At 72.3% G+C, this 23,294-nt stretch carries 22 protein-coding genes; 6 read left to right on the forward strand and 16 right to left on the reverse strand.

Annotation, left to right across the window (positions count from 1 at the left end):
* Window positions 1-26: 26 nt before the first annotated feature.
* The 12 genes from VIW71_RS06460 to VIW71_RS06515 form a co-directional block, all read right to left on the reverse strand.
* On the reverse strand, window positions 27-683 hold the full coding sequence (locus VIW71_RS06460) for an OmpA family protein (RefSeq protein ID WP_331621014.1): 657 nt from the start codon (window positions 681-683) through the stop codon (window positions 27-29).
* Window positions 684-690: 7 nt separating this feature from the next.
* Entirely contained in the window at window positions 691-1,272 is a 582-nt protein-coding gene (locus VIW71_RS06465) for a hypothetical protein (protein WP_331621015.1), read from the reverse strand.
* A gap of 32 nt (window positions 1,273-1,304) precedes the next feature.
* Window positions 1,305-1,859 carry a pilus assembly protein TadG-related protein gene (locus tag VIW71_RS06470; protein ID WP_331621036.1) on the reverse strand — a complete coding sequence of 185 codons (555 nt, stop codon included), beginning with the start codon at window positions 1,857-1,859 and terminating at the stop codon, window positions 1,305-1,307.
* 29 nt (window positions 1,860-1,888) lie between these two features.
* Window positions 1,889-2,137: a hypothetical protein gene (locus VIW71_RS06475; RefSeq protein ID WP_331621037.1), complete on the reverse strand. Its 249-nt coding sequence runs from the start codon at window positions 2,135-2,137 to the stop codon at window positions 1,889-1,891.
* A 329-nt stretch (window positions 2,138-2,466) separates the two neighbouring features.
* Complete coding sequence (locus tag VIW71_RS06480; RefSeq protein WP_331621016.1) at window positions 2,467-3,366, reverse strand: DUF5936 domain-containing protein; 900 nt, start codon at window positions 3,364-3,366, stop codon at window positions 2,467-2,469.
* A gap of 33 nt (window positions 3,367-3,399) precedes the next feature.
* Window positions 3,400-4,413: a type II secretion system F family protein gene (locus VIW71_RS06485; RefSeq protein ID WP_331621017.1), complete on the reverse strand. Its 1,014-nt coding sequence runs from the start codon at window positions 4,411-4,413 to the stop codon at window positions 3,400-3,402.
* Window positions 4,410-5,744, reverse strand: a complete 1,335-nt coding sequence (locus tag VIW71_RS06490; protein WP_331621019.1) for a CpaF family protein — start codon at window positions 5,742-5,744, stop codon at window positions 4,410-4,412. Before VIW71_RS06490 ends, VIW71_RS06485 begins: the two co-directional genes overlap by 4 nt.
* Window positions 5,741-6,061: a TadE/TadG family type IV pilus assembly protein gene (locus tag VIW71_RS06495; protein ID WP_414720677.1), complete on the reverse strand. Its 321-nt coding sequence runs from the start codon at window positions 6,059-6,061 to the stop codon at window positions 5,741-5,743. The genes VIW71_RS06490 and VIW71_RS06495 overlap by 4 nt, the downstream gene beginning before the upstream one ends.
* A gap of 380 nt (window positions 6,062-6,441) precedes the next feature.
* Window positions 6,442-8,007, reverse strand: a complete 1,566-nt coding sequence (locus tag VIW71_RS06500) for an AAA family ATPase (protein WP_331621021.1) — start codon at window positions 8,005-8,007, stop codon at window positions 6,442-6,444.
* Window positions 8,004-8,726 (reverse strand): Flp pilus assembly protein CpaB, encoded by a 723-nt coding sequence (gene cpaB, locus VIW71_RS06505; RefSeq protein ID WP_331621022.1) that lies wholly within the window; start codon window positions 8,724-8,726, stop codon window positions 8,004-8,006. The genes VIW71_RS06500 and cpaB overlap by 4 nt, the downstream gene beginning before the upstream one ends.
* 12 nt (window positions 8,727-8,738) lie before the next feature.
* Window positions 8,739-9,587 (reverse strand): hypothetical protein, encoded by an 849-nt coding sequence (locus VIW71_RS06510; protein WP_331621023.1) that lies wholly within the window; start codon window positions 9,585-9,587, stop codon window positions 8,739-8,741.
* A 588-nt stretch (window positions 9,588-10,175) separates the two neighbouring features.
* Window positions 10,176-10,619 carry a RidA family protein gene (locus tag VIW71_RS06515; protein ID WP_331621024.1) on the reverse strand — a complete coding sequence of 148 codons (444 nt, stop codon included), beginning with the start codon at window positions 10,617-10,619 and terminating at the stop codon, window positions 10,176-10,178.
* 379 nt (window positions 10,620-10,998) lie between these two features.
* On the opposite strand from VIW71_RS06515, the gene VIW71_RS06520 reads away from it, so the two are divergent.
* Complete coding sequence (locus tag VIW71_RS06520) at window positions 10,999-12,276, forward strand: alanine racemase (protein ID WP_331621039.1); 1,278 nt, start codon at window positions 10,999-11,001, stop codon at window positions 12,274-12,276.
* 75 nt (window positions 12,277-12,351) lie between these two features.
* On the opposite strand, the gene VIW71_RS06525 is transcribed toward VIW71_RS06520, so the two are convergent.
* Window positions 12,352-14,337, reverse strand: coding sequence for a KAP family P-loop NTPase fold protein (locus tag VIW71_RS06525; protein ID WP_331621025.1), 1,986 nt, complete (start codon window positions 14,335-14,337; stop codon window positions 12,352-12,354).
* Window positions 14,338-14,428: 91 nt separating this feature from the next.
* Between VIW71_RS06525 and VIW71_RS06530 the strand changes: the two genes are divergently transcribed.
* A complete protein-coding gene (locus tag VIW71_RS06530) occupies window positions 14,429-15,640 on the forward strand; it encodes a pyridoxal phosphate-dependent aminotransferase (RefSeq protein WP_331621026.1) in 1,212 nt (403 codons plus the stop codon).
* A gap of 170 nt (window positions 15,641-15,810) precedes the next feature.
* Here VIW71_RS06530 and VIW71_RS06535 read toward each other — a convergent pair whose 3' ends face one another.
* Window positions 15,811-17,631, reverse strand: coding sequence for a phosphoenolpyruvate carboxykinase (GTP) (locus VIW71_RS06535; protein WP_331621027.1), 1,821 nt, complete (start codon window positions 17,629-17,631; stop codon window positions 15,811-15,813).
* A gap of 239 nt (window positions 17,632-17,870) precedes the next feature.
* On the opposite strand from VIW71_RS06535, the gene trhA reads away from it, so the two are divergent.
* Complete coding sequence (gene trhA, locus VIW71_RS06540; protein ID WP_331621028.1) at window positions 17,871-18,569, forward strand: PAQR family membrane homeostasis protein TrhA; 699 nt, start codon at window positions 17,871-17,873, stop codon at window positions 18,567-18,569.
* A 211-nt stretch (window positions 18,570-18,780) separates the two neighbouring features.
* On the opposite strand, the gene VIW71_RS06545 is transcribed toward trhA, so the two are convergent.
* The gene (locus VIW71_RS06545; RefSeq protein ID WP_331621029.1) at window positions 18,781-20,832 is read right to left on the reverse strand and encodes a thioredoxin domain-containing protein; all 2,052 of its coding nucleotides are present in this window, start codon (window positions 20,830-20,832) and stop codon (window positions 18,781-18,783) included.
* Between the two features lie 51 nt (window positions 20,833-20,883).
* On the opposite strand from VIW71_RS06545, the gene VIW71_RS06550 reads away from it, so the two are divergent.
* From VIW71_RS06550 to VIW71_RS06560, 3 genes are all read left to right on the forward strand, one after another.
* Window positions 20,884-21,036, forward strand: a complete 153-nt coding sequence (locus VIW71_RS06550; protein ID WP_331621030.1) for a hypothetical protein — start codon at window positions 20,884-20,886, stop codon at window positions 21,034-21,036.
* A 138-nt stretch (window positions 21,037-21,174) separates the two neighbouring features.
* Entirely contained in the window at window positions 21,175-21,531 is a 357-nt protein-coding gene (locus tag VIW71_RS06555; RefSeq protein WP_331621031.1) for a YciI family protein, read from the forward strand.
* 73 nt (window positions 21,532-21,604) lie between these two features.
* A complete protein-coding gene (locus VIW71_RS06560) occupies window positions 21,605-22,882 on the forward strand; it encodes an RNA polymerase sigma factor (RefSeq protein WP_331621032.1) in 1,278 nt (425 codons plus the stop codon).
* Window positions 22,883-22,991: 109 nt separating this feature from the next.
* Here VIW71_RS06560 and VIW71_RS06565 read toward each other — a convergent pair whose 3' ends face one another.
* Complete coding sequence (locus VIW71_RS06565; RefSeq protein WP_331621033.1) at window positions 22,992-23,240, reverse strand: hypothetical protein; 249 nt, start codon at window positions 23,238-23,240, stop codon at window positions 22,992-22,994.
* Window positions 23,241-23,294: the final 54 nt, after the last annotated feature.

Here is a 23,294-nt window from a genome sequence, read left to right on the forward strand (position 1 = left end):
CCGCGTTTGAGCGGTCGGCCAGGCCCTTATGCGGCAGGTGGCGTAAAGGTGATTTCGACTCGACGGTTCTGGCGGCGGCCGCTTTCCGTGGAATTGTCCGCAATTGGGTAGTCCTCGCCGTACCCGCGGACTTGGAAGGTGTGGGATGCGTCACCCAGCGCGCCCAGCGCCGTTGCCAGGACTGTGTAGACCGCGTCGGCCCGCGCCTTGGACAGCACATCCCCATGGTCGCTGCTGCCCAGGTTGTCGGTGAAGCCGAATACACGAATGGGTGACGTGACGTGTCGCGCCTTGATGTCGCCCGCGATCGCCCGGATCCGCGAGGCCGCGGCCGGCGAGAGCCTCGCGCTGTCGATGGCGAACAGCACCTCCGACTGGAGCGCGTACGTGACCTGCGAGTTGGACTGCTCCTGCCGCTGCTCCGGCTGGCTGGCCGCCACGGTGCTCTGGTCCGTGACGGACACGATGTCCAGCACCTTGGGCGGTGCCAGCTTCGCCCCCTCCGGCAGCCGGAGGTTCGGCGAGGCCGGATCGACCTTCACCGGGGCGCCGGGGATGGCGTCGCCGGCGTTCGGCGGCGGATTGTCATCGGCGATGGCCGCACCGCCGCCCACCGCGGTACCGGTGACCAGCACGGCGATCAGGATGGCTGCGGTGGTGGCCGCGGAAGCCTTCGGTTTCACCTGCGCCTCACCCCTCCGAGATGGTGATCTTGGCGGGCGGCATGGTCGGCAGCGAGAAATCCACCTGCGTGGTGGCGGCGGGCGGGGCGGGGAACTGGGCGAAGAAGGGGCGGGTTTCCTGGGGTTGGATGCTCAGCAGCTTCATCGTGCACAGGCACTTGCCATCGGTGTCCCGCAGCACGTAGTACCGCTTCTTGCCCGCCTCGTCGACGAGGACGGCGCCCGCGACGGAGGCGCCGGAGGGCGCGAGCTCGGTCTCGTTGCCGACCCAGTCGTCGGCGTTGAAGATCCTGGTCCCGTTGTTGGTGAGCATGCCTTGAACCGTGACGAAACCGCCGGAATCCCGTACGGCCGAGTTGATGGTGACCTCGATGTCCTTCTCGCCCTTGATCTGGGCCAGGATCTGGGTCGGCGTGGCGGACGGTGCGGCGCTGCTGCCCGCACCGCTCGTGGTGGCGGGCGCACCGGCCGCCGCCGACGGCTTGCTGTCCGCCTTCTCGTCGCCCCCGCCACCACCGCAGCCCGCCACCGTGATCGCCGCCACGGCTCCGAGTGCCACCGCGGTCGTCGCCCTGCGCCGGTATCCCATCGTTCCCCGTTCCCTCGTTTTTCGGCCGGTCGTCACTTGCTCAGATGGACGGAGTAGAAGGCGGACAGATCGAGCGTGAAGCCGTCCGCTGTCGGATCGATCGTCAGGTCGCCGTCGCGGCAGGCGAACCGGATCGTGTGGCCGTCCTTGTCGCCGAACGTGCACCGCGGTTCCACCACAGCGGTGGCGGTGGCCTCAGCGTGCTTGTCCTCGGTGCCGTCGATCACCGAACTGCCCACCGTGCCCAGGGTCCTGACCGTAACGGTGTAACCGGGTGGGCCGGATACCGGGTCGCACCCACGAAGTTCGGCCTGGTTGTCATCGGCATACGTACCGGCCGCAGCGCAGGCGGACCCGTCGTCGGTACCGGCGTTCGCCAGCAGACGTGCCAGCGCGTCGAGATCGTCGCCGGTCAGGGCGCGCAGGAAGTCGACCTTCACCTCGTCGCGAAGCTCCCGGGCAGCCGCGAGCGCCGCCGCGTCCGCGGCCGTCTGCGCGCTGTTCCGCGTGACCGCGGCCTGGCCGACCGCGAAGTACGCGAAGGCCAGGAAGAAGAGCGCGCTCATGGCGACGATGTAGATGCCGATCGTCTGACCGCGGTCATCGCCGAGCCGGCTTACTTGCCGCTTCCACTGGTGATCTTGTTGATCATGCTGGTGATCGAGTCCTTGATCTTCGTGCCGATGTCCGTCGTTCCCGCCAGCACCCCGATGATCACCGCGATCACCACCGCGATCCCCAGGTACTCGAAGGACGTCTGGCCCCGGTCCGCGGCCCGCGTGGCCACTCGGTCCGCCAGGCGTTCCGTCCGCGCGCGGAGCCATAGCTCGGCGGTGGTGTAGCGCTGAAGTACCCATCTGTTCATGGTTGTTCGTCCCATTCTTTGTCACCTGGCTAGTGCGTGCGGCGGCCGCGTGCGGCCTGTCAGGGAAGGTGTCCACGGCGCACCGCCTCTCGCTGGTTCGGTCGGATTCGCAGCGGGTCGAGCTGGATTGCAGGTGCAAATATGGTTGCGAATGCAAAGGTACACCCGAGTCCCGGGCATCCGCAGCCAGTTGAGCCGGTGCCGGCCGACGCACGACCGGCGCCGTCGCCCGTCACGCCAGCATGCAACGTGATGACGCTCCGTCGCAGTAGGTTCACGGGATTTGCCGGGTTCCCCGGATGTGCCGGAGACATCACGTTCACCCGCCCTCACCCGCCCCCGAAGACGTCGCCGAACTGAATCCGCGACCCGATGATCGTCCCCGTGATCAGCAGAATCATCGTCGCCGGCACCAACAGCGTGGTGATGACGCCGGTCGCGCGGGGGACCATCCGGGCCGCGCGGCGGCGGGCGTTCTGGGCCTCGGTGCGGCGCATGTCGGTGGCGATCTGGAGGAGGGTGCGGGCGATGGGGGCGCCGAGTTCCTCGCCCTGCTGGAGGGCGGTGACGAACTGGCTCACCTGGTCACTGCGGTTGCGCTTGCGGAGCTGGTCGAAGGCGTCGCGGCGGCTGACCCCGATGTCCATCTGGCGCAGGGCGACCCGGATCTCGTCCGACCAGGGGCCCTGGTAGACGGAGTTGACGCGCTCCAGCGCCTGGCGGAAGCCGAGGCCGGCGCTGACGACGACGGCGAGGACGTCGAGGAAGTCGGGCAGGGTGCGTTCGATGTCGTCGCGGCGGCGGCGGACGGCCAGCCAGATGCCGAGGTCGGCCCAGTACCAGCCGTACGCGATCAGCAGCAGCGCGAGGACCCAGCGGCCCTGGATGAGCAGGACCAGCCCGCCGAAGCCGCCGAGACCGCCGTAGACCGCACGGCGCGCCGCGTACCGTTCGACCGTGAGGCCGTGCGGGTGCCCCGCGTGGTCGATGCGCGCCCGCGTCCGGGCTATCCGGGCGGGTCCCATCATGCGCAGCACGGCCGGCACCCAGCGGATGCCGATCCGGTCGATGGCGTTGCCGGTCCGGGTGGTACGGGTGCGGCCGACCTCGAGGGCGAGCGCGAGGTCGTCGGGGAGTTTGACGTCCGCGCGGATCAGCCCGATCGCGTACACCGCGCCGACCGCGCACGCGGCGAGCGCCAGCCCCAAGGCCAGTCCCAGCAGAGTCATCGCACGCCCCTCACACGTGTCATCGCGCGCCCCTCACACGTCGATCCGGGACATGCGGCGGATCAGCGCGAACCCGACGACGTACAGGCCGAGCGAGATCAGTACCGCGATCCGCCCGGCGTTGGAGCCGGTCATCGCGCTGAGCGAGCCCGGCATGATGCGGTCCATCAGCAGCAGGGAGCCGAGGCCGATGACCGGGACGGCGTAGGCGGTGACGGTGACCTGGGACATCTGGGTACGGATCTCCCGGCGGGTCTCCTTGCGCTCCTCCAGGGTGACGGTGAGGTTGCGCAGGGACTCCACCACGGAGCCGCCGGCCCGGCTGGACAGCACCAGCGTGGAGACCAGGACGATCAACTCCCGGCTGGGCAGGCGCTGTTGCAGCTCGCCTAGGGCGTCCTCGACCGAGTGGCCGAGCGCCATGGCGTCGGCGACCTGCTTCAGTTCCTCCCCCGCGGGCGCCTCCAGTTCCTCCGCGGCCATGGAGACGGCGGTGCGCAGCGCGAGGCCGGCCTGGGTCGCGTTGGCCAGCACCCGGGCCAGTTCGGGCAGTTGGGCGATGAAGCGCTCGTTGCGGACGCGCCGCCGCCACTCCAGGAAGGAGGAGCCCGCCCACGCGGCGAGCAGGGCGGCGATCGGCCCGAAGAAGGGGGCGAGGACCACCGCGGCGGCGATCCATGCCCCGACGACGAAACCGGCGACGGACGCGGTGAACTGGCCGGGCGTCAGGTCGGTGCCGGTGGCCGCGAGCCGGCCGGCCAGCCGCTGGCCCCACGCGTACCGCCGCACCCGCCGGTCGAGTCCGGCGAACGGGGCCTGCCGGTTCGTTGACCCCGTCGCCCCCGCGAGCCGTTCGACCAGCGCGGCCCGGTCCGCCCGGCCGCCCCACCACGCGGTCAGCCCCCACACGCCGAGCACCAGCGCCACCGTGCTGACGCCGAGCACGAGCAGCGGGTACGGCCCGGACGCGAAAGCGGCGGCGAGCGGGACGGAGCGGGGCGGCGCCCCGGAGTCGGTCGCGCCGGCGACCGTGACGACTGCCGTCATTTCGCCTCCCGGCTGTCGAGTTCCAGTTCGGTGGCGCCGATCCCGAACGCGGCCGGTATGTGCTCGCCGGCCAGGTACAGGCGTTCGCCGATCTCGCGGGGCACCGGCCGGTGTTCGTACCAGCCACGGACGATGCGGTCCACGCCGAGCGGTTCGGCGCGGAAGCGGGTGGCGGAGGTGAGCCGGAAGACGTCCCGGCCGCGCGAGGAGAGCACCGCGATCTCGGCGATCCGCCGGGTGCCGTCGATGTGCCGGTGGAGCTGGACGATGACGTCCACCGCCGAGTTGATCTGGTCGCGCAGCGCCTCGAACGGGATCTTGACCTCGCTCATCGAGGCGAGCGTCTGGAGCCGCAGCACCGCGTCCTCCGCGGAGTTGGCGTGCACCGTGGCGAGCGAGCCGTCGTGCCCGGTGGACATCGCCTGGAGCATGTCCAGTGTCTCGCCTCCGCGGACCTCGCCGACGATGATGCGGTCGGGGCGCATCCGCAGCGAGTTGCGGACCAGGTCGCGGATGGTGATCCGGCCCTCGCCCTCGACGTTGGGCGGGCGGGACTCCAGCCGGATCACGTGCTCCTGCTGCAGCTGGAGTTCGGCGGCGTCCTCGACGGTGATGATCCGCTCGCCGTCCGGGATCAGCCCGGACAGTGAGTTGAGCAGGGTGGTCTTGCCCGAGCCGGTGCCGCCGCTGACGATGATGTTGCACTTCGCGCGGACGAACGAGGACAGCAGCAGCAGCATGTGCTCGTCGAGCGTGCCCAGGCCGATGAGTTCCTGGAGGGTGTACGCGCGCGGGAAGCGGCGGATGGTGAGGGTGGGGCCGGTCAGCGAGAGCGGCGGGATGATGACGTTGACGCGTTCGCCGGACGGGAGCCGGGCGTCGACCATCGGATTGGACTCGTCCACCCGGCGGTTGACGGTGGACACGATGCGTTCGATGGTCTGCAGAAGCTGCTCGGCGGAGGAGAACCGGGCGGCGACGGGTTCGACCCGGCCGCCGCGTTCGACGTAGATCCGGTCGGGGCCGTTGACCATGATCTCGGTGATGGACGGGTCTTCCAGGAGCGGTTCGAGGATGCCCAGGCCCAGCGCCTCGTCCACCACACGCCGGATCAGCGCGGCGCGCTCGGTGGTGGACAGCACCGGGCCCTCGCGGCTGATGATGTGCCCGAGGACGCGTTCCAGCCGGGCCCGGCGTTCGGCCGCGGTGAGCGCGGACATCTCGGCGAGGTCGATCTCCTGAAGCAGCTTGGCCCGGTAGACCGCCACGAGGTGGCTTTCCTGGGTCTGCGGGGCGGCCTCGTCCACGGCGAGGCGGGCGCGGAGACTCACGGGGTGCTGTCCTCCCTCGGCATCGTCGCGGACCGGGTGACGGGATCGAAGAAGCTCACTCCGGGCAGTACGGAGGGGATGCGTACGGTGGCGGTGGCGGTCACCTTCCGGTCGTCGCCGGTGCCGGGGAAGGCGATGTCCACGTCCACCCAGCCGCTCACGGCGGCCCTGCCGGCGTCCCCCGCGTTCGGGTGCGGCGCCGGCTCGGCCGCGGTCCGGGCGGCGGTCCGCGCCGCGGTCCCGGCCTGCTGCCCGCAGTACGCCACCAGGCCGAGCTGAATCCCCGCGAGGGCGATCAGCAGCAGGAACGGCAGCATGCCGAGGTATTCGAGGGAGGCGACCCCGCGGTCGCGGCGTCCTGCGGCGGCCCGCGGCCGTGTCCCGCCCGGCGGGTGCGGTACCGGCCGGCTCGAAGCACGCCCCGGCGAAAGCCACAGCGCCCCGCCCCGCAGGACCGGCGATCGGCGGCCCGGCCGCCGGCTGTCCGTCACCGGACACGCACACGCCGACCGCGGAACCCGCCACCCTTCGCCCAGCGACTGCGGCAGCGGCAGCGGCCGACCCACCCGCCCGACACCCGACGCCGGGCGCGTCAGCTCCGCACGCGAGGCGGCCCGGCCGCCTCCCGAACCCGGAAACGCCGACGCCGCACCCCGGGCCGCGTGGCGCGCGGACGCCGCGGTCCGCGGCGCGCCCCTCACGGCGTGCCCTCCTCGTCCACCGTCTTCGCGTGTCCGTGCACGGTGAGCGGGAAGTCGATCGCGCCCGGGAAGAGGACCGGGACGCGGAGGCCGACAGTGACCTCGACCTGGCCGTTGGCGCGGCCGACGTCCGTCGACATGCCGTCGGCCCAGGCGTCCGGCAGGTCGCTGCGGGCCGCGGCGCCCGCGTCGGCGCCGACCGCCGCGGCCCGTGCCGCCTGGTCTGCGGCATTGCCCGCCAGTGTGAAGGTGTAGCCCGCGAGCACCGCCTGCCAGACCAGGATCAGCGTGACCAGGATGACCGGGGTCATCCCCAGCGTCTCCAGGGTCACCTGGCCGCGGTCGCGGTCGCGGCGCGACCGCTTCCCCCGTGGGGCCGGCAGCACCGCCCCCGTCACCAGCCCCAGCTCGCCCGCCAGCCCCCAGATCCCGGCCTTCACGGTGGACCGGGCGTCCAGGTCCTGGAGCCGTCCGGCGTCGATGACCGGCTGGAGTTCGCGGAAGCCGGCCGGGATCACCGAGGCGGCCGTCTTCGTACCGGTGATGCGGGCGATGAGCGAGGGCTGGATCTCGCCGGCGCGGCTGTGGCGGTTGACGACGGTGACCGTGTCCTGGGGTTTACGGATCTGCAGCCGGTCCCACATGCGGACCATCCGCTTGGCCGCCCGGACGGCGATCACGTCCGGCGTGGTGACCAGCACGGCCACCTCCGCGGTCTCCACCGCGACCGCGTTGGCGCTGGTCACCTGGGTTCCGCAGTCCACCACGACCACCTCGTAGCGCTGCCGGAGCGCGGCCAGCACCAGCCGGGCCGAGCGGTCGGTGACGTCCTCGCCGCGTTCGCCGTCGGCGGGGGCGAGCAGCAGGGCGGGTCCCGACTCGTGGACGTACATGGCGTCGTTCAGCACGCGGGAGGAGACGTCCGCGATGTCGGCGAGGTCGGCGACCGACCGCCGGAACTGGACGTCCAGGTAGGAGGCGACGTCCCCGCCCTGGAGGTCGAGGTCGACCAGGGCGGTGGAGCGGCCGGAGGCGTGGGCGGCCAGGGCGAGCTGGACGGCGGTGACGGTGGTGCCGACGCCGCCCTTCGCCCCGGCGACGGCGACCAGCGTGCCGCCGGCCACCGCGGGCAGTGCGGCCCGGTCGGGGCTGAGGTGCCGCCGTACGCCCACCGCCCAGGTGGCCGCGGCCTCGATCCGCGCGCCCAGTTCGTCGTAGGCCAGCGGCAGTCCGATCACGCCGCGTGCCCCGGAGTTCATCGCGGCGGCGAGCATCGCCGGGCCGGGGTCGGCGGTGAGCAGGACGACGCCGACCGCGGGGAACCGCAGCGCCACGTCGCGGACGAGGTCGAGCGCGGGCATCGGGCCGATCGTGTCGTGGACGATCACCACCTCGGGCATTTCGTCCAGCCCGGCTTCGGCGGCCCGGGCGAGGGCGTCGAGCAGCGCGGTGGAATCGCCCACCGCTGGGCCCGGTTCGGCTGCCGGGAGCTGGCCGATCAGCCCGAGCAGCGCCCGCGCCGCGTCCGCGTCCCCGGTGGCGGCCACGATCCGTACGCTCACGGCCGGCCTCCCGTCACCAGGTCCCCTGCCAGCGTGTACGTGCGGTCGCTCGCGGGCGGGGCGGCGGTGTCGCCGGGCGCGACCAGCGCGAGGCGCACGTGCCGGGCGAACGACTCGGCGAACGCGACCCGTTGGGCGTTCTCCGTGTCCAGCGCGAAGGTGATGGGCACGCCCTGGGCGGAGAGCCGCTGCGCGTCCTGGCTCTTGTCGAACGCCTTGATCACGCCGACGTCGATGACCTGCGCGCCCGCCACGATGATCTTCGAGATCTCGGGGTCGGTGTCCTTGCGCGGCGCGAAGGTCGCGAAGATGTTGACCCGCGCGCCGGGGGTGATCTTGCCGGCCACACCGGTCTCCGCGTCGATCATGATGGCGATCTCCATCTGCCCCGGCTTGAGTTCGGGCCGGGCGGCCACCATGTCGGACTGCAGCAGCGAGCCCTTCTTCAGCGGCACCGCGGCGATCTTCCCCTGGAACTGGCCGGGTTCGCGGACCGCGGTGTCGGGCAGCCACCGTTTCGGCACGGATATCCGGCGCAGGTCGTGGGCGTCCAGTTCGGTGTACGCCGGGACGTCCGCGGCCAGTTCGTACGCGGTGACCTTCGATCCGACCTGCGACCGCGCGTCGCTGACGACGGCGAGCACCCCGGCGAAGGCGGCCGCCGCGCACAGGGCGGAGACCACCAGGAGGACGACACCACGGCGCTGACGTGAGTTCATGTGCGGGCGGACCTATCGCTTGTGGGGTTCGAGTTGGGGGCGGCGCGGGGTCTCGATCGCGCGCCCGGTGGGAGCGGCGGCGTGCTTCGCCGGAGCCGTACGATCCCCCAGCCGGGTGGCGCAGAACAAGCACTGGTCGCCGATGGCCTCGAGCCCGCACCAGGTGCAGGTGTCGCGCCGTACCGAGGTGACGAGTTGGTAGAGCATGCCGACGTCGGCGATGTACGCGGTGAACTCGACCAGCCGGGAGGTGCCCCACCAGCGCGCCGAGTCGGTGGGCAGCGGCACCTCGCGCAGGTGCTGGGAGCGCCAGGCGGTGGCCAGCGGGCCGGTGATCCAGGCCGGGTCGACGCCCTTGCCGGCCACCGCGAGCTGCGTCTGGTAGCCGGGCCCGGGCGGCACGTTGGCCGGGTCGGCCTCGCCGAGATACGGCTCCGGGTGCGCGAGCACCGCGAAGTGCCGCCCCGGGACGAGCGACTTGACGTGCACACCGACGCCGACCGGCACCCGGTCGAGCTTGGCGACCGAGCCGAGCAGCGCGCCGGAGTGCAGATAGTACGAGAGCAGGCGCGCGGCACCCGCGAGCACGCCGGGGCCGAGGTCGGTGCCGGTGAGCTGCCGCAGTTGCTCGCCGAGCAGGGCCAGGGCGAGCGGCGGCAGGGCGGTGGGCACGATCGCTATCCGGTCGGCCTCCAGCGCCGAACGCACCGTGTGCATACGGCGGCGGGCCGGATCGGTGGGCTCGGGGGGCGCCAGCGCGACGATGTGGCCGTACGCGTCCAGGGCCGCGGACGTCCGCATGACCTGCTCCTCCAGCGGGAGCGCGAGATCGTCCGTCGTGACCGTGATGACGCTCGGCATACGGAACCTCCCCATTCCCGCCCGGCGGAGCGGCCGGCCTGGCCATTCGCGGTCGTCAGCTTATCGACGTGTAGCGATTCGGGTGCGGAAAGTCGCGGATCGGGACCAATGAACGCCATGTGACCTGCAGAGGTCTTGACAACCCATAGGTCTGGATCAACCGTCCTCGCGGGCTCTCCCGAGGTGCACCCCGGTGCTCCCGACCACCCGCACGTCCCGTCACCCCCCGACTCCTTGCCCCCCGACTCCTTGCCCCCCGGAGGCACTCGTGGAACGTGCACCGCACGCGAATCAAGCGGGCCATGCCGGGCCCGGATCAGCCGGGCGCGGAGCGACCGTGCCGCTCCGGACGGTCGCCGCGGCCGGCTCGGGCGCCGCGCCGGCCACCGTCGGCGCGGCGGGCGCCGCGGTCACCGGCCTGGTGGCCGGCCCCGGCCTCGGGGGGCGCCCACGTCCGCGCGATGCCGTGACGCGAGTCACCGCACCGCGGTGACGGGGCGCGGTCCCTACTTTCGTGACCGCGCCGGGCGGGTGTCGGACAAGTTCTCCCGTGTTCCAGGGCGACCCGGCGGTGGGAGGCCGCCGTACTCACCCCAGTACGGCCAGCGCGTCGATCTCGACCAGCAGCCCCGCGGGCAGCCCCACGTACACCGTGGTGCGCGCCGCGGGCGCCTGCTTCAGGCCGGCGAAGAACTCGTCGTAGATCTCGTTGAACGCGGCGAAGTGGGCCGTGTCGGTGAGGTGGACGCGGACCATCAGCACGTCTTCCCAGGTCGCGCCGCCGGCCGTCAGAACGGTCTGGACGTTGGCGAGGGTCTGCCGGGTCTGCTCCGCCAGGCCGGGCCCCGCGGGGGTGGGCGGCCGGCCCTCCGTGGCGGGCAGAAAGCCGACCTGGCCGGCCACCTGGAGGATGTTCCCCTTGCGTACTCCGTGCGAGAACTTCGCGGGGGGCGGCGTGTGCGTGCGCGGCATGATCGCGATTTTGGGCAGGTGGGGCAGCTGGTCGGGGTTGTGCTCAGGCAGCTCGCTCATGCGGACGCGTCCTCGGGGGTCGGGAGTGCGGGGGGGGTGAGTGGGGGGCGAGTGGGGGGTTCCAGCCGCAGTCTCCCCCACGCCGCGTCGTCGGGGGACGCAAGCGCGTCGGCGTGTGCCCGGGTCGGTGGTACGGCGGGGCCGCCGGACACGGTGAGGCGTGGGCCGGTGCGGGACGGGACGAAGGCGGGCATCGACTCACCCGGGCGGACCGCGTCGGCCCTCGGCGGGGGTGCCGTCACGCCGGCCTGTGTGTGCCAGGGTTTCGTCCTGCGGGGTTCGCCTTCGACGCCGCGTGGGGGATGTCGGACAGCGGGAGCGGTGTGTGCAACGGCTGTCGCGCACACCGCGACACGACTCAGGAGGGTCCATGGACGTCATGGGTGAGCGGTTGGCCGCGCTGGACCAGGAGCGGATCGACCACCGATTCAAAGCGGTGCCGCCGGACGCGGACGGGCTGACCGTCGGTGAACTGGCCGCCCAGCGCCGCAACCTCTTCGACGGCGGCTTCACCACACCGGTCCTCGCCCTCTCCGAGGAGGCCCTCGACCACAACCTCGCCACCCTGGAGCGCTACACCGCCTCCCACGGCCTCGCCTTCGCCCCGCACGGCAAGACCTCCATGGCCCCGCAGCTCTTCGCCCGCCAGCTGGCCCACGGCGCCTGGGGCATCACGGTGGCCGTCCCCTCCCAGGTGCGGGTGTGCCGCGCCTTCGGGGTGCGGCGGGTCTTCCTCGCCAACGAGGTGGTCGACGCGGCGGCCCTGCGCTGGTTCGGCTCCCAGCTCGACGCCGACCCGGAGTTCGAGCTGGTCTGCTACGCCGATTCCGTCCGCGGTGTGCAGCTGATGGACGAGGCGCTGCGGTCGGCCGGCGCCCGGCGCCCCCTGGACGTGGTGGTCGAACTCGGCGCGGGCGACGGCGCGCGCACCGGGGCACGTACGGAAGCGGAGTGCGCCGCCGTCGCGGAGGCCGTCGCCGCCACCCGCACCCTGCGGCTGGTCGGTGTCGCCGGTTACGAGGGCGAGGTCCCGCAGGCGGACCCCGACCGCGTACGGGCCTATCTGCGGCGGCTCGTCGCACTCGCGGCCGGTCTCGACGCGGCGGGACGGTTCGCGGACGCCCCGCGGATCGTGGTCAGCGCGGGCGGCTCGGGCTGGTTCGACGCGGTCGCCGAGGTCTTCGCCGACCTCCCCGCCCTCTCCCGGCCGGTCCTCGGACTCCTGCGCTCCGGCGCGTACGTCACCCACGACGACGACCACTACCGCCGGATCACCCCCTTCAACCGGGTCCCCGCCGAAGGCGCCCTCCAGCCCGCCTTCCGTCTCTGGGCCCAGGTCGTCTCCCGTCCCACCCGCACCCAGGCGTTCCTCAACGCGGGCAAACGCGACGCCCCCTACGACCTCGGCCTGCCCGTCCCCCGCACCGTCCGCTCCGCCCACGACGGCGCCACCCGCGACGCCCCCGCCGCCCTGACCGTCACCGCCCTCTCCGACCAGCACACCTGGCTCACCGTCCCCGCCGCCGACCCCCTCGCCGTCGGCGACTGGGTCGCCCTCGGCCTCTCCCACCCCTGCACCACGTTCGACAGGTGGCAACTCATCCCCCTCGCCCGGGAGGACGGCACGGTCACCTCGTACATCCGCACGTTCTTCTGAGCGGAGGTCGGCGTGGAACCGGTCGTGCGCGCGGCGCGCCCGCGCAGGTACCGCCCGGGTGGTACGACGGCCGGTTCAGGCGGGTTCGGCCGACGCCGCCAGCACGCTGCGGACCAGGCCGGGCAGCCGCGCCACGTCGCCGGCGATGATCGCGTGCAGCGCCGTGGCCTTGCGGATACGGCTCGGGGTGAGCCGTTTGGTGTGGAAGATCACCGGGCCGGTGTAGCGGTCGCCGGCGCGCAGCCGCTCCACGTACTCGAAGCCGCCCTCGGTGACCTCCTCCAGGTCGACCTCGCAGATCAGCAACCTGATCGGATGGAGCGAGCCGACGTGGCCGTCCGCCGCCTCCCGGCTGGGTGCCAGGTACGCCCAGTAGCCCGCGGTCACCAGCGCACGGTTGATCTCCAGGCTGGTCAGCGGGTCGGAGAGCACGACGATGCTGGTCTCGGGCGCGTCGCCGGGCAGGCCGTCCGGCGCGGCCGGGCGGGCACCGGCGGTCCTGAGCGGGGGGTCCTCGTCGGCCACCACCGCCGACGGCACCACATACGTGTTCAGCACGTCACCGAAGGGCTCCCGGTACGAAACCCCGGGCTGCGGCGGAACCGGCACCGCAGGACCCGTGTGCCCGGCCCGTGGCGCCACGCCCGGCCCCGCGTCGACCCCGTCCCGCAGCCGCCGCAGCACCTCCTCGGAGTCCGCCAGGCCCAGCAGTTCGTCCAGCAGCGAGGTGAACGACGCGTCCGTCACCAGCGCGGGGAAGTCGGTGGGGAGTTGCTGTTCCAGCTCGGAGAGTACGGCCAGGCGGTCGCCGCCGAGGTCCGTCGGCGGCACCTGCTCCCGTTCCAGGAACGCCGTCACGTCCCTGCGCGCCTGCTCGGTGAGCGGGGTCTGCGCGCGCAGCAGCACCCGTACCCGGCGGTAGTCGGTGAACTCGCGCACCACGTCGTGGCCGGCCGGTCCGGCCGGCACGGTCATCATGCGGTGGAAGTCCGGATAGAGGTACTGGAGCAGCAGGGTGCGGATGACCGCCTCCGGGCCGATCCGGTCCCAGACGGGGTTGAGCATCGCTTCCAGCAGCAGGCCGTTGACCAGGCGCTTGATACGGCGGGGGTTGCGGGCGGCGCGGTAGGCGAGCAGGTCGGCGAGGCGGGGGTCGATGAGGTGGGCGATACCGGACTCGCGGGCGCAGTGCAGGACATAGCCGCGGACGGCCTCGGGGCTGCCGGCCGGGACGCGGTAGCTGGTCTGGAAGATCTTCTCCATGAAGGCGGCGCCCGCCGGGGAGAGGTCGCGGAGCAGGCCGCCGGGGCCGAGCGCGGCGCGGTCGCAGCCGATGACGAAGGCGAGCCCGGGCACGTCGAGGTAGACCTTGACCGCCTCGCAGACGGCGAGGACGGCGGCCTCCTCGCAGCGGTCGAGGTCGTCGATGAAGACCACCAGCATCCGGCCGGGGTTCTCCGCGGTGGTGCCCGACCAGTCGGCGACGATGGCCCCCAGGGCGTCGCGCATCTCGTTGCGGGCCTTGGCGTCGACGCTCATCGACGCCCACCACTCGTCGATCAGGCCGGACAGTCCCAGCGGCCGGCCGAGCACCACGGCGAGCGCGCGCAGCGCCCGTACCAGCGCGGGCCGCTCGGAGGCGCGCCGCACGGCCCGGCGCAGCACATGGGGGTCGAAGCTGTTGAGGACCGACTTGATCAGCCCTTCGAGGGCGTCGGCGCCGGTCGAGGTCCAGGCGTTGTACCAGACGGTGTGCACCTCGGGCGCCGGGTCGCCGCCGGCCAGGGCGGGCGTCTGCAGTTCCACGTTGACCAGCCGCATCAGCGAGCTCTTGCCCATCCCCCAGCCGGCGTCGACGGCGAGGGTGAAGGGCGTGGACCGGTGCGAGGAGCGCAGCAGCCGGGCGAGCTGGAAGGCGGCCCGGCGGGCGCCGAGCAGGTCGGCGTCTCCCTGTCCGACCGGTTCGTCGTTGAGCAGGGCGTACGGCCGGGGCATGGTGAAGGAGGAGCCGGACGGCGCATGCGAACGGTACGGGGACGGTGGGAGGTGCGTGGACGCCACCGGCCCAGTCTGTCAACCGGGCGGCACCCGCGTGGGCGACGTGGCGAAAAACACCGGGCGGGCGCCGTTACGTGGCCGTAAAGTGACCCGCATGCAGGTGATCCAGTCCACGAAGCTCGCCAACGTCTGCTACGACATCCGGGGCCCGGTCCTCGAAGAGGCCATGCGGCTGCAGGCGGCGGGTCACCGCATCCTGGAGCTGAACACGGGCAATCCCGCGCCGTTCGGGTTCGAGTGCCCGCCGGAGATCCTGGAGGACATGCTCCGGTCGCTGGGCACCGCCCACGGCTATGTGAACTCCAAGGGCATCCTGCCGGCCCGCCGCGCGGTGATGCAGCACTACCAGACCCAGGGCATCGACCTCGGCGTCGAGGACATCTATCTCGGCAACGGTGTGTCCGAGCTGATCCAGATGTCCATGCAGGCGCTGCTCGACGACGGCGACGAGGTGCTGGTCCCGGCGCCCGACTACCCGCTGTGGACGGCCGCGGTCGCCCTGTCCGGCGGCACCGCGGTCCACTACCGCTGCGACGAGCAGGCCGACTGGTACCCCGACCTGGCCGACGTCGAACGGAGGATCACCGACCGCACCAAGGCGATCGTGCTGATCAACCCGAACAACCCGACCGGCGCCGTATACGACGACGAGCTGCTGCGCGGCTTCGCCGAGATCGCCCGCAGGCACCGGCTGATCGTCTGCGCCGACGAGATCTACGACAAGATCCTCTACGACGACGCGACGCACACGCCGTTCGCCGCCATCGCCCCCGACCTGCTCACCCTCACCTTCAACGGCCTGTCCAAGGCGTACCGGGTGGCGGGCTACCGCAGCGGCTGGCTCGCGGTGTGCGGCCCGAAGGCACACGCGACCAGCTACATCGAGGGCCTGACGATCCTGTCCAACATGCGGCTGTGCGCGAACGTGCCCGCCCAGCACGCGATCGCCACCGCGCTCGGCGGCCGGCAGTCGATCAAGGACCTGGTGCTGCCGGGCGGCCGGCTGACCGAGCAGCGCGATGCCGCCTACGCGGCGCTGACCGCGATTCCGGGTGTGACGTGCGTGAAACCCAAGGGCGCGCTGTACGCGTTCCCGCGCCTGGACCCGAAGGTCTACAAGATCAAGGACGACGAGCAGATGGTCCTCGACCTGCTGCGCGCCGAGCGCATCCTCGTCGTCCAGGGCACCGGTTTCAACTGGCCGGACCCCGACCACTTCCGCCTCGTCACCCTCCCCGCCAAGGAGGACCTGACCGACGCGGTGACCCGTATCGGCGGTTTCCTCCAGCGCTACAGCCAGCCGTAGGGACGTGAACGGGGCGCGGGGAACCGCGCGGGCGACCGGGCCCGCCTCCCGGTGGCCCGGTCAGTGGCCCGGCGGCGACAGCAACCGCCCCTCCCTCGGGCCGGTTGCTGTCGCCGCCGGGCCACGGCCTCCCCGTGGCCGGTCACGCGGTGCCCCGCGCCCCCGGCGGTTCAGCCGAGCCGCGCGACCAGCGCCTCGTACTCGTCCCACAACTCCCTCGGCGTGTGCTCCCCGAAGGTCTCCAGGTGCGCGGGGATCAGTGCCGCCTCCTGGCGCCAGACCTCGCGGTCCACGGACAGCAGCAGTTCCAGGTCCGCGGGGGAGATGTCCAGGCCCGCCGTGTCGAGGTCGTCCGGGGCCGGGAGGATGCCGATGGGGGTCTCGACGCCCTTGGCCTCGCCGTTGAGGCGCTGGACGATCCATTTGAGGACGCGGCTGTTCTCGCCGAAGCCGGGCCAGACAAAGCGTCCCCCGGCGTCCTTGCGGAACCAGTTGACGTAGTAGATCTTCGGGAGCTTCCCGGCGTCGTGGGTCCTGCCCAGGCTCAGCCAGTGGCCGAAGTAGTCGCCCATGTTGTAGCCGCAGAACGGCAGCATGGCGAACGGGTCGCGCCGCAACTCGCCGACCTTGCCCTCGGCGGCGGCGGTCTTCTCACTGGCAACGTTCGCGCCGAGGAAGACACCGTGCTGCCAGTCGAAGGACTCGGTGACCAGCGGGACGGCGGAGGCGCGGCGCCCGCCGAAGAGGATCGCGGAGATCGGGACGCCCCTGGGGTCCTCCCACTCGGGTGCGATGATCGGGCACTGGGCTGCGGGGACGGTGAAGCGGGCGTTGGGGTGCGCGGCCGGGGTGCCGCTCGCGGGCGTCCAGTCGTCGCCCTTCCAGTCCGTCAGGTGGGCCGGGGGCTCTTCGGTCATGCCCTCCCACCACACGTCGCCGTCGTCGGTGAGGGCGACGTTGGTGAAGACCGAGTTGGCGTACATCGTCTTCATCGCGTTGGCGTTGGTGTGCTCGCCGGTACCGGGGGCGACGCCGAAGAAGCCGGCCTCGGGGTTGATGGCGTACAGGCGGCCGTCCTCGCCGAACCGCATCCAGGCGATGTCGTCGCCGACGGTCTCCACCGTCCAGCCGGAGACGGTGGGTTCCAGCATCGCCAGGTTGGTCTTGCCGCAGGCCGACGGGAAGGCGGCGGCGATGTACCTGATGGCCTCGGCTTTCCCGCGCGGCGGGGTGAGCTTGAGGATCAGCATGTGCTCGGCGAGCCAGCCCTCGTCACGGGCCATCACGGAGGCGATGCGCAGGGCGTAGCACTTCTTGCCGAGCAGCGCGTTGCCGCCGTAACCGGAGCCGTAGGACCAGATCTCGCGGGTCTCGGGGAAGTGGGAGATGTACTTGGTGGGGTTGCACGGCCACGGTACGTCGGCCTCGCCTTCGGCGAGGGGGGCGCCGAGGGTGTGCACGGCCTTGACGAAGGCGCCGTCGGTGCCGAGTGCGTCCAGTACGGCGCGGCCCATCCGGGTCATGGTGCGCATCGACACGGCGACGTACGCGGAGTCGGTGATCTCCACTCCCATGGCCGACAGCGGTGAGCCGAGCGGGCCCATGCAGAACGGGACCACGTACATCGTCCGGCCGCGCATCGCCCCCCGGAACAGACCGTCCGCCCCGGTGAAGACCTCCCGCATCTCGGCGGGGTCCTTCCAGTGGTTGGTCGGGCCCGCGTCGGCCTCGCGCTCGGAGCAGATGAAGGTCCGGTCCTCGACCCGCGCGACGTCCGAGGGGTCTGAGGCGGCGTGGTACGAGTTGGGGCGCAGGGTCGGGTCGAGTGGGGTGAAGGTGCCCTTGGCGACGAGTTCCCCGGCGAGCCGGTGGTACTCCTCCTCGGAGCCGTCGCACCACACGATCTCGTCGGGCTGGGCCAGTTCGGCGATCTCGCCGACCCAGTCGGTCAGTTCCTGGTGGTTGGTGGGAGCCGTAAAGCCGAACGCCACGATCGCTCCGTCCCGCCGGGTCCGCACAGACCGGCGTCACACTTGAGGGTTGGGTTCCGGCCCCTTGGGGGCTGCGACCCGGACGCGTTCGAGAGTGCTCATCCGGTGTCGACCGCACTCATATGAGTGTGAGCTCCTTCAAATGATTCTGTCCAGGGCACCGAGCGTGACCGCCGCCACTCGAAGTCGGATTTTCTTACGAAGAGGTAACCTACGGGTCCGTAGGTAAGATTGACGGTATGAGCGCTGTGGACAACACTTCGGGGGTGACCCCCGCCGTCGACGAGGTCGACCCGCCGAAGCTCGTGAAACCCAAGCTCAGAGGGTGGTTGCACGCGGGGATGTTCCCCGCCGTGCTGGTTTCCGGAGTGATCCTCACCGCGTTCGCACAGAGCACCCGGGGGCGTGTCGCCTGCGCCGTCTTCACCGTCACAGCGTGTGCGCTGTTCGGTGTGAGCGCGCTGTACCACCGAGGTGACTGGGGGCCGCGCGTCTCAGGAATTTTGCGTCGGCTTGACCATGCGAACATCTTTTTGATCATCGCGGGCACCTACACACCGCTCACCATCCTGCTGCTGCCCGGTACCACCTCCGAATTACTGCTGTGGCTGGTGTGGACGGGCGCTCTGGTCGGCATCGCCTTCCGTGTCTTCTGGGTGGGCGCCCCGCGGTGGCTCTACACCCCGTGTTACATCGCGCTCGGCTGGGTGGCCGTCTTCTTCATCCCGGAGTTCCTGCACAAGGGTGGCGTCGCCGTGCTGGTCTGCGTGATCGTGGGCGGCGTCCTCTACAGCACGGGCGCGGCGATCTACGGCTTCAAGCGGCCGAACCCGTCGCCGCGCTGGTTCGGCTTCCACGAGGTCTTCCACTCGTTCACGCTGGCGGCGTTCATCGCGCACTACGTCGGGATCTCGCTCGTGGCGTACCAGCACGCATAAGCCGGCGACCGGCCCTCGGCACGGACCGCCCCGCACCCCCCTTCCCGGGGGCCCGCGTTCGCGAGCCGCTGTCACAGAACGGCCTGCGGCCCGTGCGGGCGGCAGGCCGCCGACCGTCCCAGGCACAGCGGCATCTCCCGCGCGGACACCACCCGCGACCCGTGCGGACGCCGCCCAAGGACGGCCCACGGGCTCGCGCCGGCCCACGCGCTCACGACCGGCGCGGCCCCGTCCACGGTTCCGCGCGGAGCTGGGAGCGCAGTGCGCCCGGATCGGAGGTGGGCGCGTCGCAGACGAAGTGGCGGCAGACGTACGCGGCGGCGCGGCCCCCGCGGGTGGGGCGGTCCCGGAGCAGCGGGAACTCCGTGGAGCCCTCCTCGCCGACCGCGACGACCGCGCCCGGAGCCGCGCCGAGCAGAGCGGTCCGGTGCAGCTCCGACGTAAGGGGGTCGCCGGTGGCGCCGACGATCGCGACCTCGCGGGGGCCGTCGAGGGCGGCCTCGGCGACGGCGAGGCCCCAGCCGATGAACCGCGGGGCGCGCGGCGCCAGCGCGCCCACCACGCCGAGCGCCCGCTCCGCCGCCGTGCGGTGCGTTTCGGAACCGGTGTGGGCGGCGTACGACAGCAGCGCCCCTGCCGCGGCCGTCCACCCCGAGGGCGTCGCGTTGTCCGTGGGGTCCTGCGGGCGGCGGATCAGCTCCTCCGCGTCGTCCGCGGTGTCGTACAGCGTGCCGTCGTCCGCGGTGAAGTGGCGCAGGACGGAGTCGAGCAGCAGCCCGGTGAAGTCCAGCCAGACGCCGTCGCCGGTCACCGAGGCGAGCGCGAGGAAGCCTTCGGCGACGTCGCCGTAGTCCTCCAGGACCCCCGCGTTGCCGCCCGCCATGCCGTCCCGGGAGGTACGGAGGAGGCGCCCGCGGGCGTCCATGTGCACGCGCACCAGCAGGTCGGCGGCGTCCACGGCGGCCTGGACGAGGTCGGGCCGGTCGAAGTACGCGCCGGTCTCGGCGAGTGCGGCGATGGCCAGCCCGTTCCAGGCGGCGACCACCTTGTCGTCCCGCCCCGGCCGTGGCCGGCGGGCCCGCGCGGCGAGCAGGCGCTCCCGTACCGAGGCGACCCGGTCGGCGTCCACCACCCCGTTGCCCTGCGGCAGCTGGAGTACGGAGGCGCCCTCCTCGAAGGTGCCCTCCCGGGTCACCCTGAAGTACGCGGCGGCGAACTCACCGTCCGCCGTGCCGAGTTCCCGGTCCAACTGCTCGGGCGTCCATACGTAGTACGTGCCCTCGGCGTGCCGGCCGGTGCCGTCGTCACTGTCGGCGTCCAGTGCGGAGGCGAAACCGCCTTCCTCCGTGGACAGTTCGCCGACCAGGAAGTCGGCGGTCTCCAGCGCGACCCGGCGGGCCAGGTCGGACCCGGTGGCCCGCCACAGGTGCGCGTACACCCGGATGAGCAGCGCGTTGTCGTAGAGCATCTTTTCGAAGTGCGGCACCGTCCAGGTGCGGTCCACGCTGTACCGGGCGAAGCCGCCCGCCAGTTGGTCGTAGATCCCGCCGCGCGCCATCGCCTCGCACGTGTCGCGGGCCATCTGGAGCGCGCCCTCCGCGCCGGTACGGGCGTGGTGCCGCAGCAGGAACTCCAGCACCATCGACGGCGGGAACTTCGGCGCGCCGCCGAACCCGCCGCGCCGGGCGTCGTACTCCCTGGTCAACCCGAGCAGCGCCCCCGACAGTTCGCTGTCGCCCGGCGTCACCGACGCGCCGTACGCGCCCGCCCGCTCCGTCAGCTCCCGTACGATCCGCCCGGCGACCTCGGCGACCTCCTCCCGCCGGTCCCGCCAGGCCGCGACGACGCCCTCCAGGACATCCAGGAAGCCGGGCATGCCCTGCCGGGCCGTGGGCGGGAAGTACGTACCGAAGTAGAACGGCTCCCCGCCCGCCGTCAGGAACACCGTCATCGGCCAGCCGCCCTGCCCGGTCGCCGCCTGCACCGCCTCCATGTAGACGGCGTCCACGTCGGGCCGCTCCTCGCGGTCCACCTTGATCGCCACGAAATGCTCGTTGAGGTACGCGGCGACCTTCTCGTCCTCGAACGACTCGTGTGCCATCACATGGCACCAGTGGCAACTGCTGTACCCCACGCTGAGCAGCACCGGCACACCCCGCTTGCGCGCCTCCCCGAACGCGTCCTCCCCCCACGGCCACCAATCCACCGGGTTGTCGGCGTGCTGCAACAGATAGGGCGAGGTCGCGTCACCGAGTCGGTTCACACCGCCAGCCTCTCACGCTCCCGCGACGCCTCGCTCACCCCGGCGGCCGGGGTGTCGTGGTCCGGCGGGTGCGCCCTACCGGCACCCGCGTACAAGTACGTCCTCGACGCCGCGAACGGCCACTGCCGCGAGGGCGACCTGTTCACCGGCGTCATCAAGGCCACCGTCCCCTCCCCCGCGGAGACCGGCCTCACCCCGGTCTGATCGGTGGCGGGAGCGCGGAAAAAAATCTCGCGGCCGTGTCGATTCCGGCTCGTGCCGTTCGACGCGTAGGAGAAGGCGGAGAACAAGCCGCCGACCGCGACAGACGCGGGAACGCGAGAACGTGAGAGGAACCGCGCCATGCGTTACATGATGCTGCTGAAGCTGGACCCGAGCGCCGCGCCGAAGGAGCCGAGTCCGGAGCTGATGGAGGAGATGGGCAAGCTGATCGACGAGATGACCCGGGCAGGCGTGCTGCTCGACACCGGGGGGCTGCGGCCGGCCGAGGAGGGCACCGTGATCCGGCTGTCCGGCGGCAAGCAGACCGTGGTGGACGGGCCGTACGCGGAGGCCAAGGAGGTCATCGGCGGGTACTGCATCGTGCAGACGAAGTCGCACGAGCAGGCCGTGGAGTGGACCCAGCGGTTCCTGGCGCTGCACGGCGACGAGTGGGAGATCTCCGCCGAGATCCGGCAGGTGGAGGAGCCCGCGGCGTAGGTCCGACCGCCGGCCCGGTGGCGGGGCACCCCCGTTTTGCGCGGGCGCCCCGCCACTGCTGTGATGGGTGACCGTGAGGGCAGACGAACCCGCCCGGCGCGCCGTGGACCGCACCGTCGACGCGGTGTGGCGCATCGAGTCGCCACGGCTGATCGCCGGGCTGACCCGTGTCACGCGCGACCTGGGCCTCGCGGAGGAGCTGGCGCAGGACGCGCTGGTCGCGGCGCTCGAGCAGTGGCCGGTGGACGGCGTGCCGCGCAATCCGGGCGCGTGGCTGATGACCACCGCCAGGCGGCGGGCGATCGACCAGATCCGGCGGAACGACGTGTTCGCCCGCAAGCTGAGCCTGCTCGGGCACGAGCTGGAGATCGCGCAGGACTCGGCGGTCTTCGAGGAGCCCGCGGCCGACCCCGAGGACATGGGCGACGACCTGCTGCGGCTGGTGTTCGTCGCCTGCCACCCCGTACTGACCCGCGAGGCCCGCCTCGCCCTCACCCTGCGCCTGCTCGGCGGCCTCACCACGGACGAGGTCGCCCGCGCCTTCCTCGTCCCCGAATCCACCGTGGCCCAGCGCATCGTGCGCGCGAAGCGCACCCTCGCGAAGGCGAAGGTGCCGTTCGAGGTGCCGTACGGTCCCGCGCTCACGGAACGCCTCGCGTCCGTCCTCGAAGTGGTCTACCTGATCTTCAACGAGGGCTACTCCGCGACCGCGGGCGACGACTGGATGCGGCCGGCGCTGTGCGAGGACGCGGTACGGCTGGCCCGCGTCCTGGCCGGCCTCCTCCCCGGCGAACCCGAGGTGCACGGCCTGGTCGCCCTTCTCGAACTCCAGTCCTCCCGCGCCCCCGTCCGTTCCGGCCCCACTCCGGTGCTCCTGCTCGACCAGGACCGCACGCGCTGGGACCACCTCCTCATCCGCCGCGGCTTCACCGCGCTGGCCCGCGCCGACGCGACCGCCCGCGCCCGCGGCCTCGCCCCGGGCCCCTATGCCCTCCAGGCCGCGATCGCCGCGTGCCACGCCCGCGCCCTCACACCCGAGGAGACGGACTGGCTCGCGATCGCCGCACTGTACGAGGCGCTGGCCCGCCGTACGCCCTCGCCGGTGGTCGAACTCAACCGCGCGGTCGCTCTCGGCATGGCCCACAGCCCGGAGGCCGGGCTCGCCCTCGCCGACGCCCTCGCCGAGAGCGGCGCGCTGGAGGGGTACCACCTCCTGCCCGCCGTGCGCGGCGACCTCCTCGCCCGCCTCGGCCGCCACGCCGCCGCCCGCGCGGAATTCCGGCGGGCCGCGGCCCTCACCCGCAACGGCGCGGAGCGCTCCCTTCTCCTGCGGCGAGCCGCAGAGGCCTGAGTCACCCTGCGCGGCTTCGCCGTCCCCGACCGCGGACGGGCCCGGCCGCCGGACGGGCCCGGTTGCCCCGCGGCGCCCGGGCAGGCGGTGCGCCCGGGCAGGGTGGACCCTAGGCGCGGTCGGCGGCGCGGTCCGGGGCCTGGCCGGTGGTGCCCCGCGGCTCGTCCGCCGGGTGCTCCTCGAAGTTGATCTTCTTCATCTGCTTGCCCATGTTCCTCATGAGCAGCCACAGCCCGACGGCTATGGCGGCGAAGATCACGAACCCGAGGAGCCCGGGCGTCACCTTGTCCTGGTTCAGCTCGGCGGCGAGCGGGAGGCGGAGCGTCACCAGTGTGTCGTGGGCGTGGGAAGGAGTCACGCCGACATTGTCCCCCAGCGCCGCGTCGGCCGGGGTTCACCCCGGGCGAACCCC

This window comes from Streptomyces sp., assembly GCF_036524955.1.
Taxonomy (GTDB): domain Bacteria; phylum Actinomycetota; class Actinomycetes; order Streptomycetales; family Streptomycetaceae; genus Actinacidiphila.

What these genes read in the sequence shown, in the direction of transcription:
- VIW71_RS06465 (WP_331621015.1), bottom strand. Translation starts at nt 1,272, where the DNA reads ATGGGATACCGGCGCAGGGCGACGACCGCGGTGGCACTCGGAGCCGTG.
- VIW71_RS06475 (WP_331621037.1), bottom strand. Translation starts at nt 2,137, where the DNA reads ATGAACAGATGGGTACTTCAGCGCTACACCACCGCCGAGCTATGGCTC.
- VIW71_RS06480 (WP_331621016.1), bottom strand. Translation starts at nt 3,366, where the DNA reads ATGACTCTGCTGGGACTGGCCTTGGGGCTGGCGCTCGCCGCGTGCGCG.
- VIW71_RS06485 (WP_331621017.1), bottom strand. Translation starts at nt 4,413, where the DNA reads ATGACGGCAGTCGTCACGGTCGCCGGCGCGACCGACTCCGGGGCGCCG.
- VIW71_RS06495 (WP_414720677.1), bottom strand. Translation starts at nt 6,061, where the DNA reads ATGCTGCCGTTCCTGCTGCTGATCGCCCTCGCGGGGATTCAGCTCGGC.
- cpaB (WP_331621022.1), bottom strand. Translation starts at nt 8,726, where the DNA reads ATGAACTCACGTCAGCGCCGTGGTGTCGTCCTCCTGGTGGTCTCCGCC.
- VIW71_RS06510 (WP_331621023.1), bottom strand. Translation starts at nt 9,587, where the DNA reads ATGCCGAGCGTCATCACGGTCACGACGGACGATCTCGCGCTCCCGCTG.
- VIW71_RS06515 (WP_331621024.1), bottom strand. Translation starts at nt 10,619, where the DNA reads ATGAGCGAGCTGCCTGAGCACAACCCCGACCAGCTGCCCCACCTGCCC.
- VIW71_RS06520 (WP_331621039.1), top strand. Translation starts at nt 10,999, where the DNA reads ATGGGTGAGCGGTTGGCCGCGCTGGACCAGGAGCGGATCGACCACCGA.
- VIW71_RS06530 (WP_331621026.1), top strand. Translation starts at nt 14,429, where the DNA reads ATGCAGGTGATCCAGTCCACGAAGCTCGCCAACGTCTGCTACGACATC.
- trhA (WP_331621028.1), top strand. Translation starts at nt 17,871, where the DNA reads ATGAGCGCTGTGGACAACACTTCGGGGGTGACCCCCGCCGTCGACGAG.
- VIW71_RS06555 (WP_331621031.1), top strand. Translation starts at nt 21,175, where the DNA reads ATGCGTTACATGATGCTGCTGAAGCTGGACCCGAGCGCCGCGCCGAAG.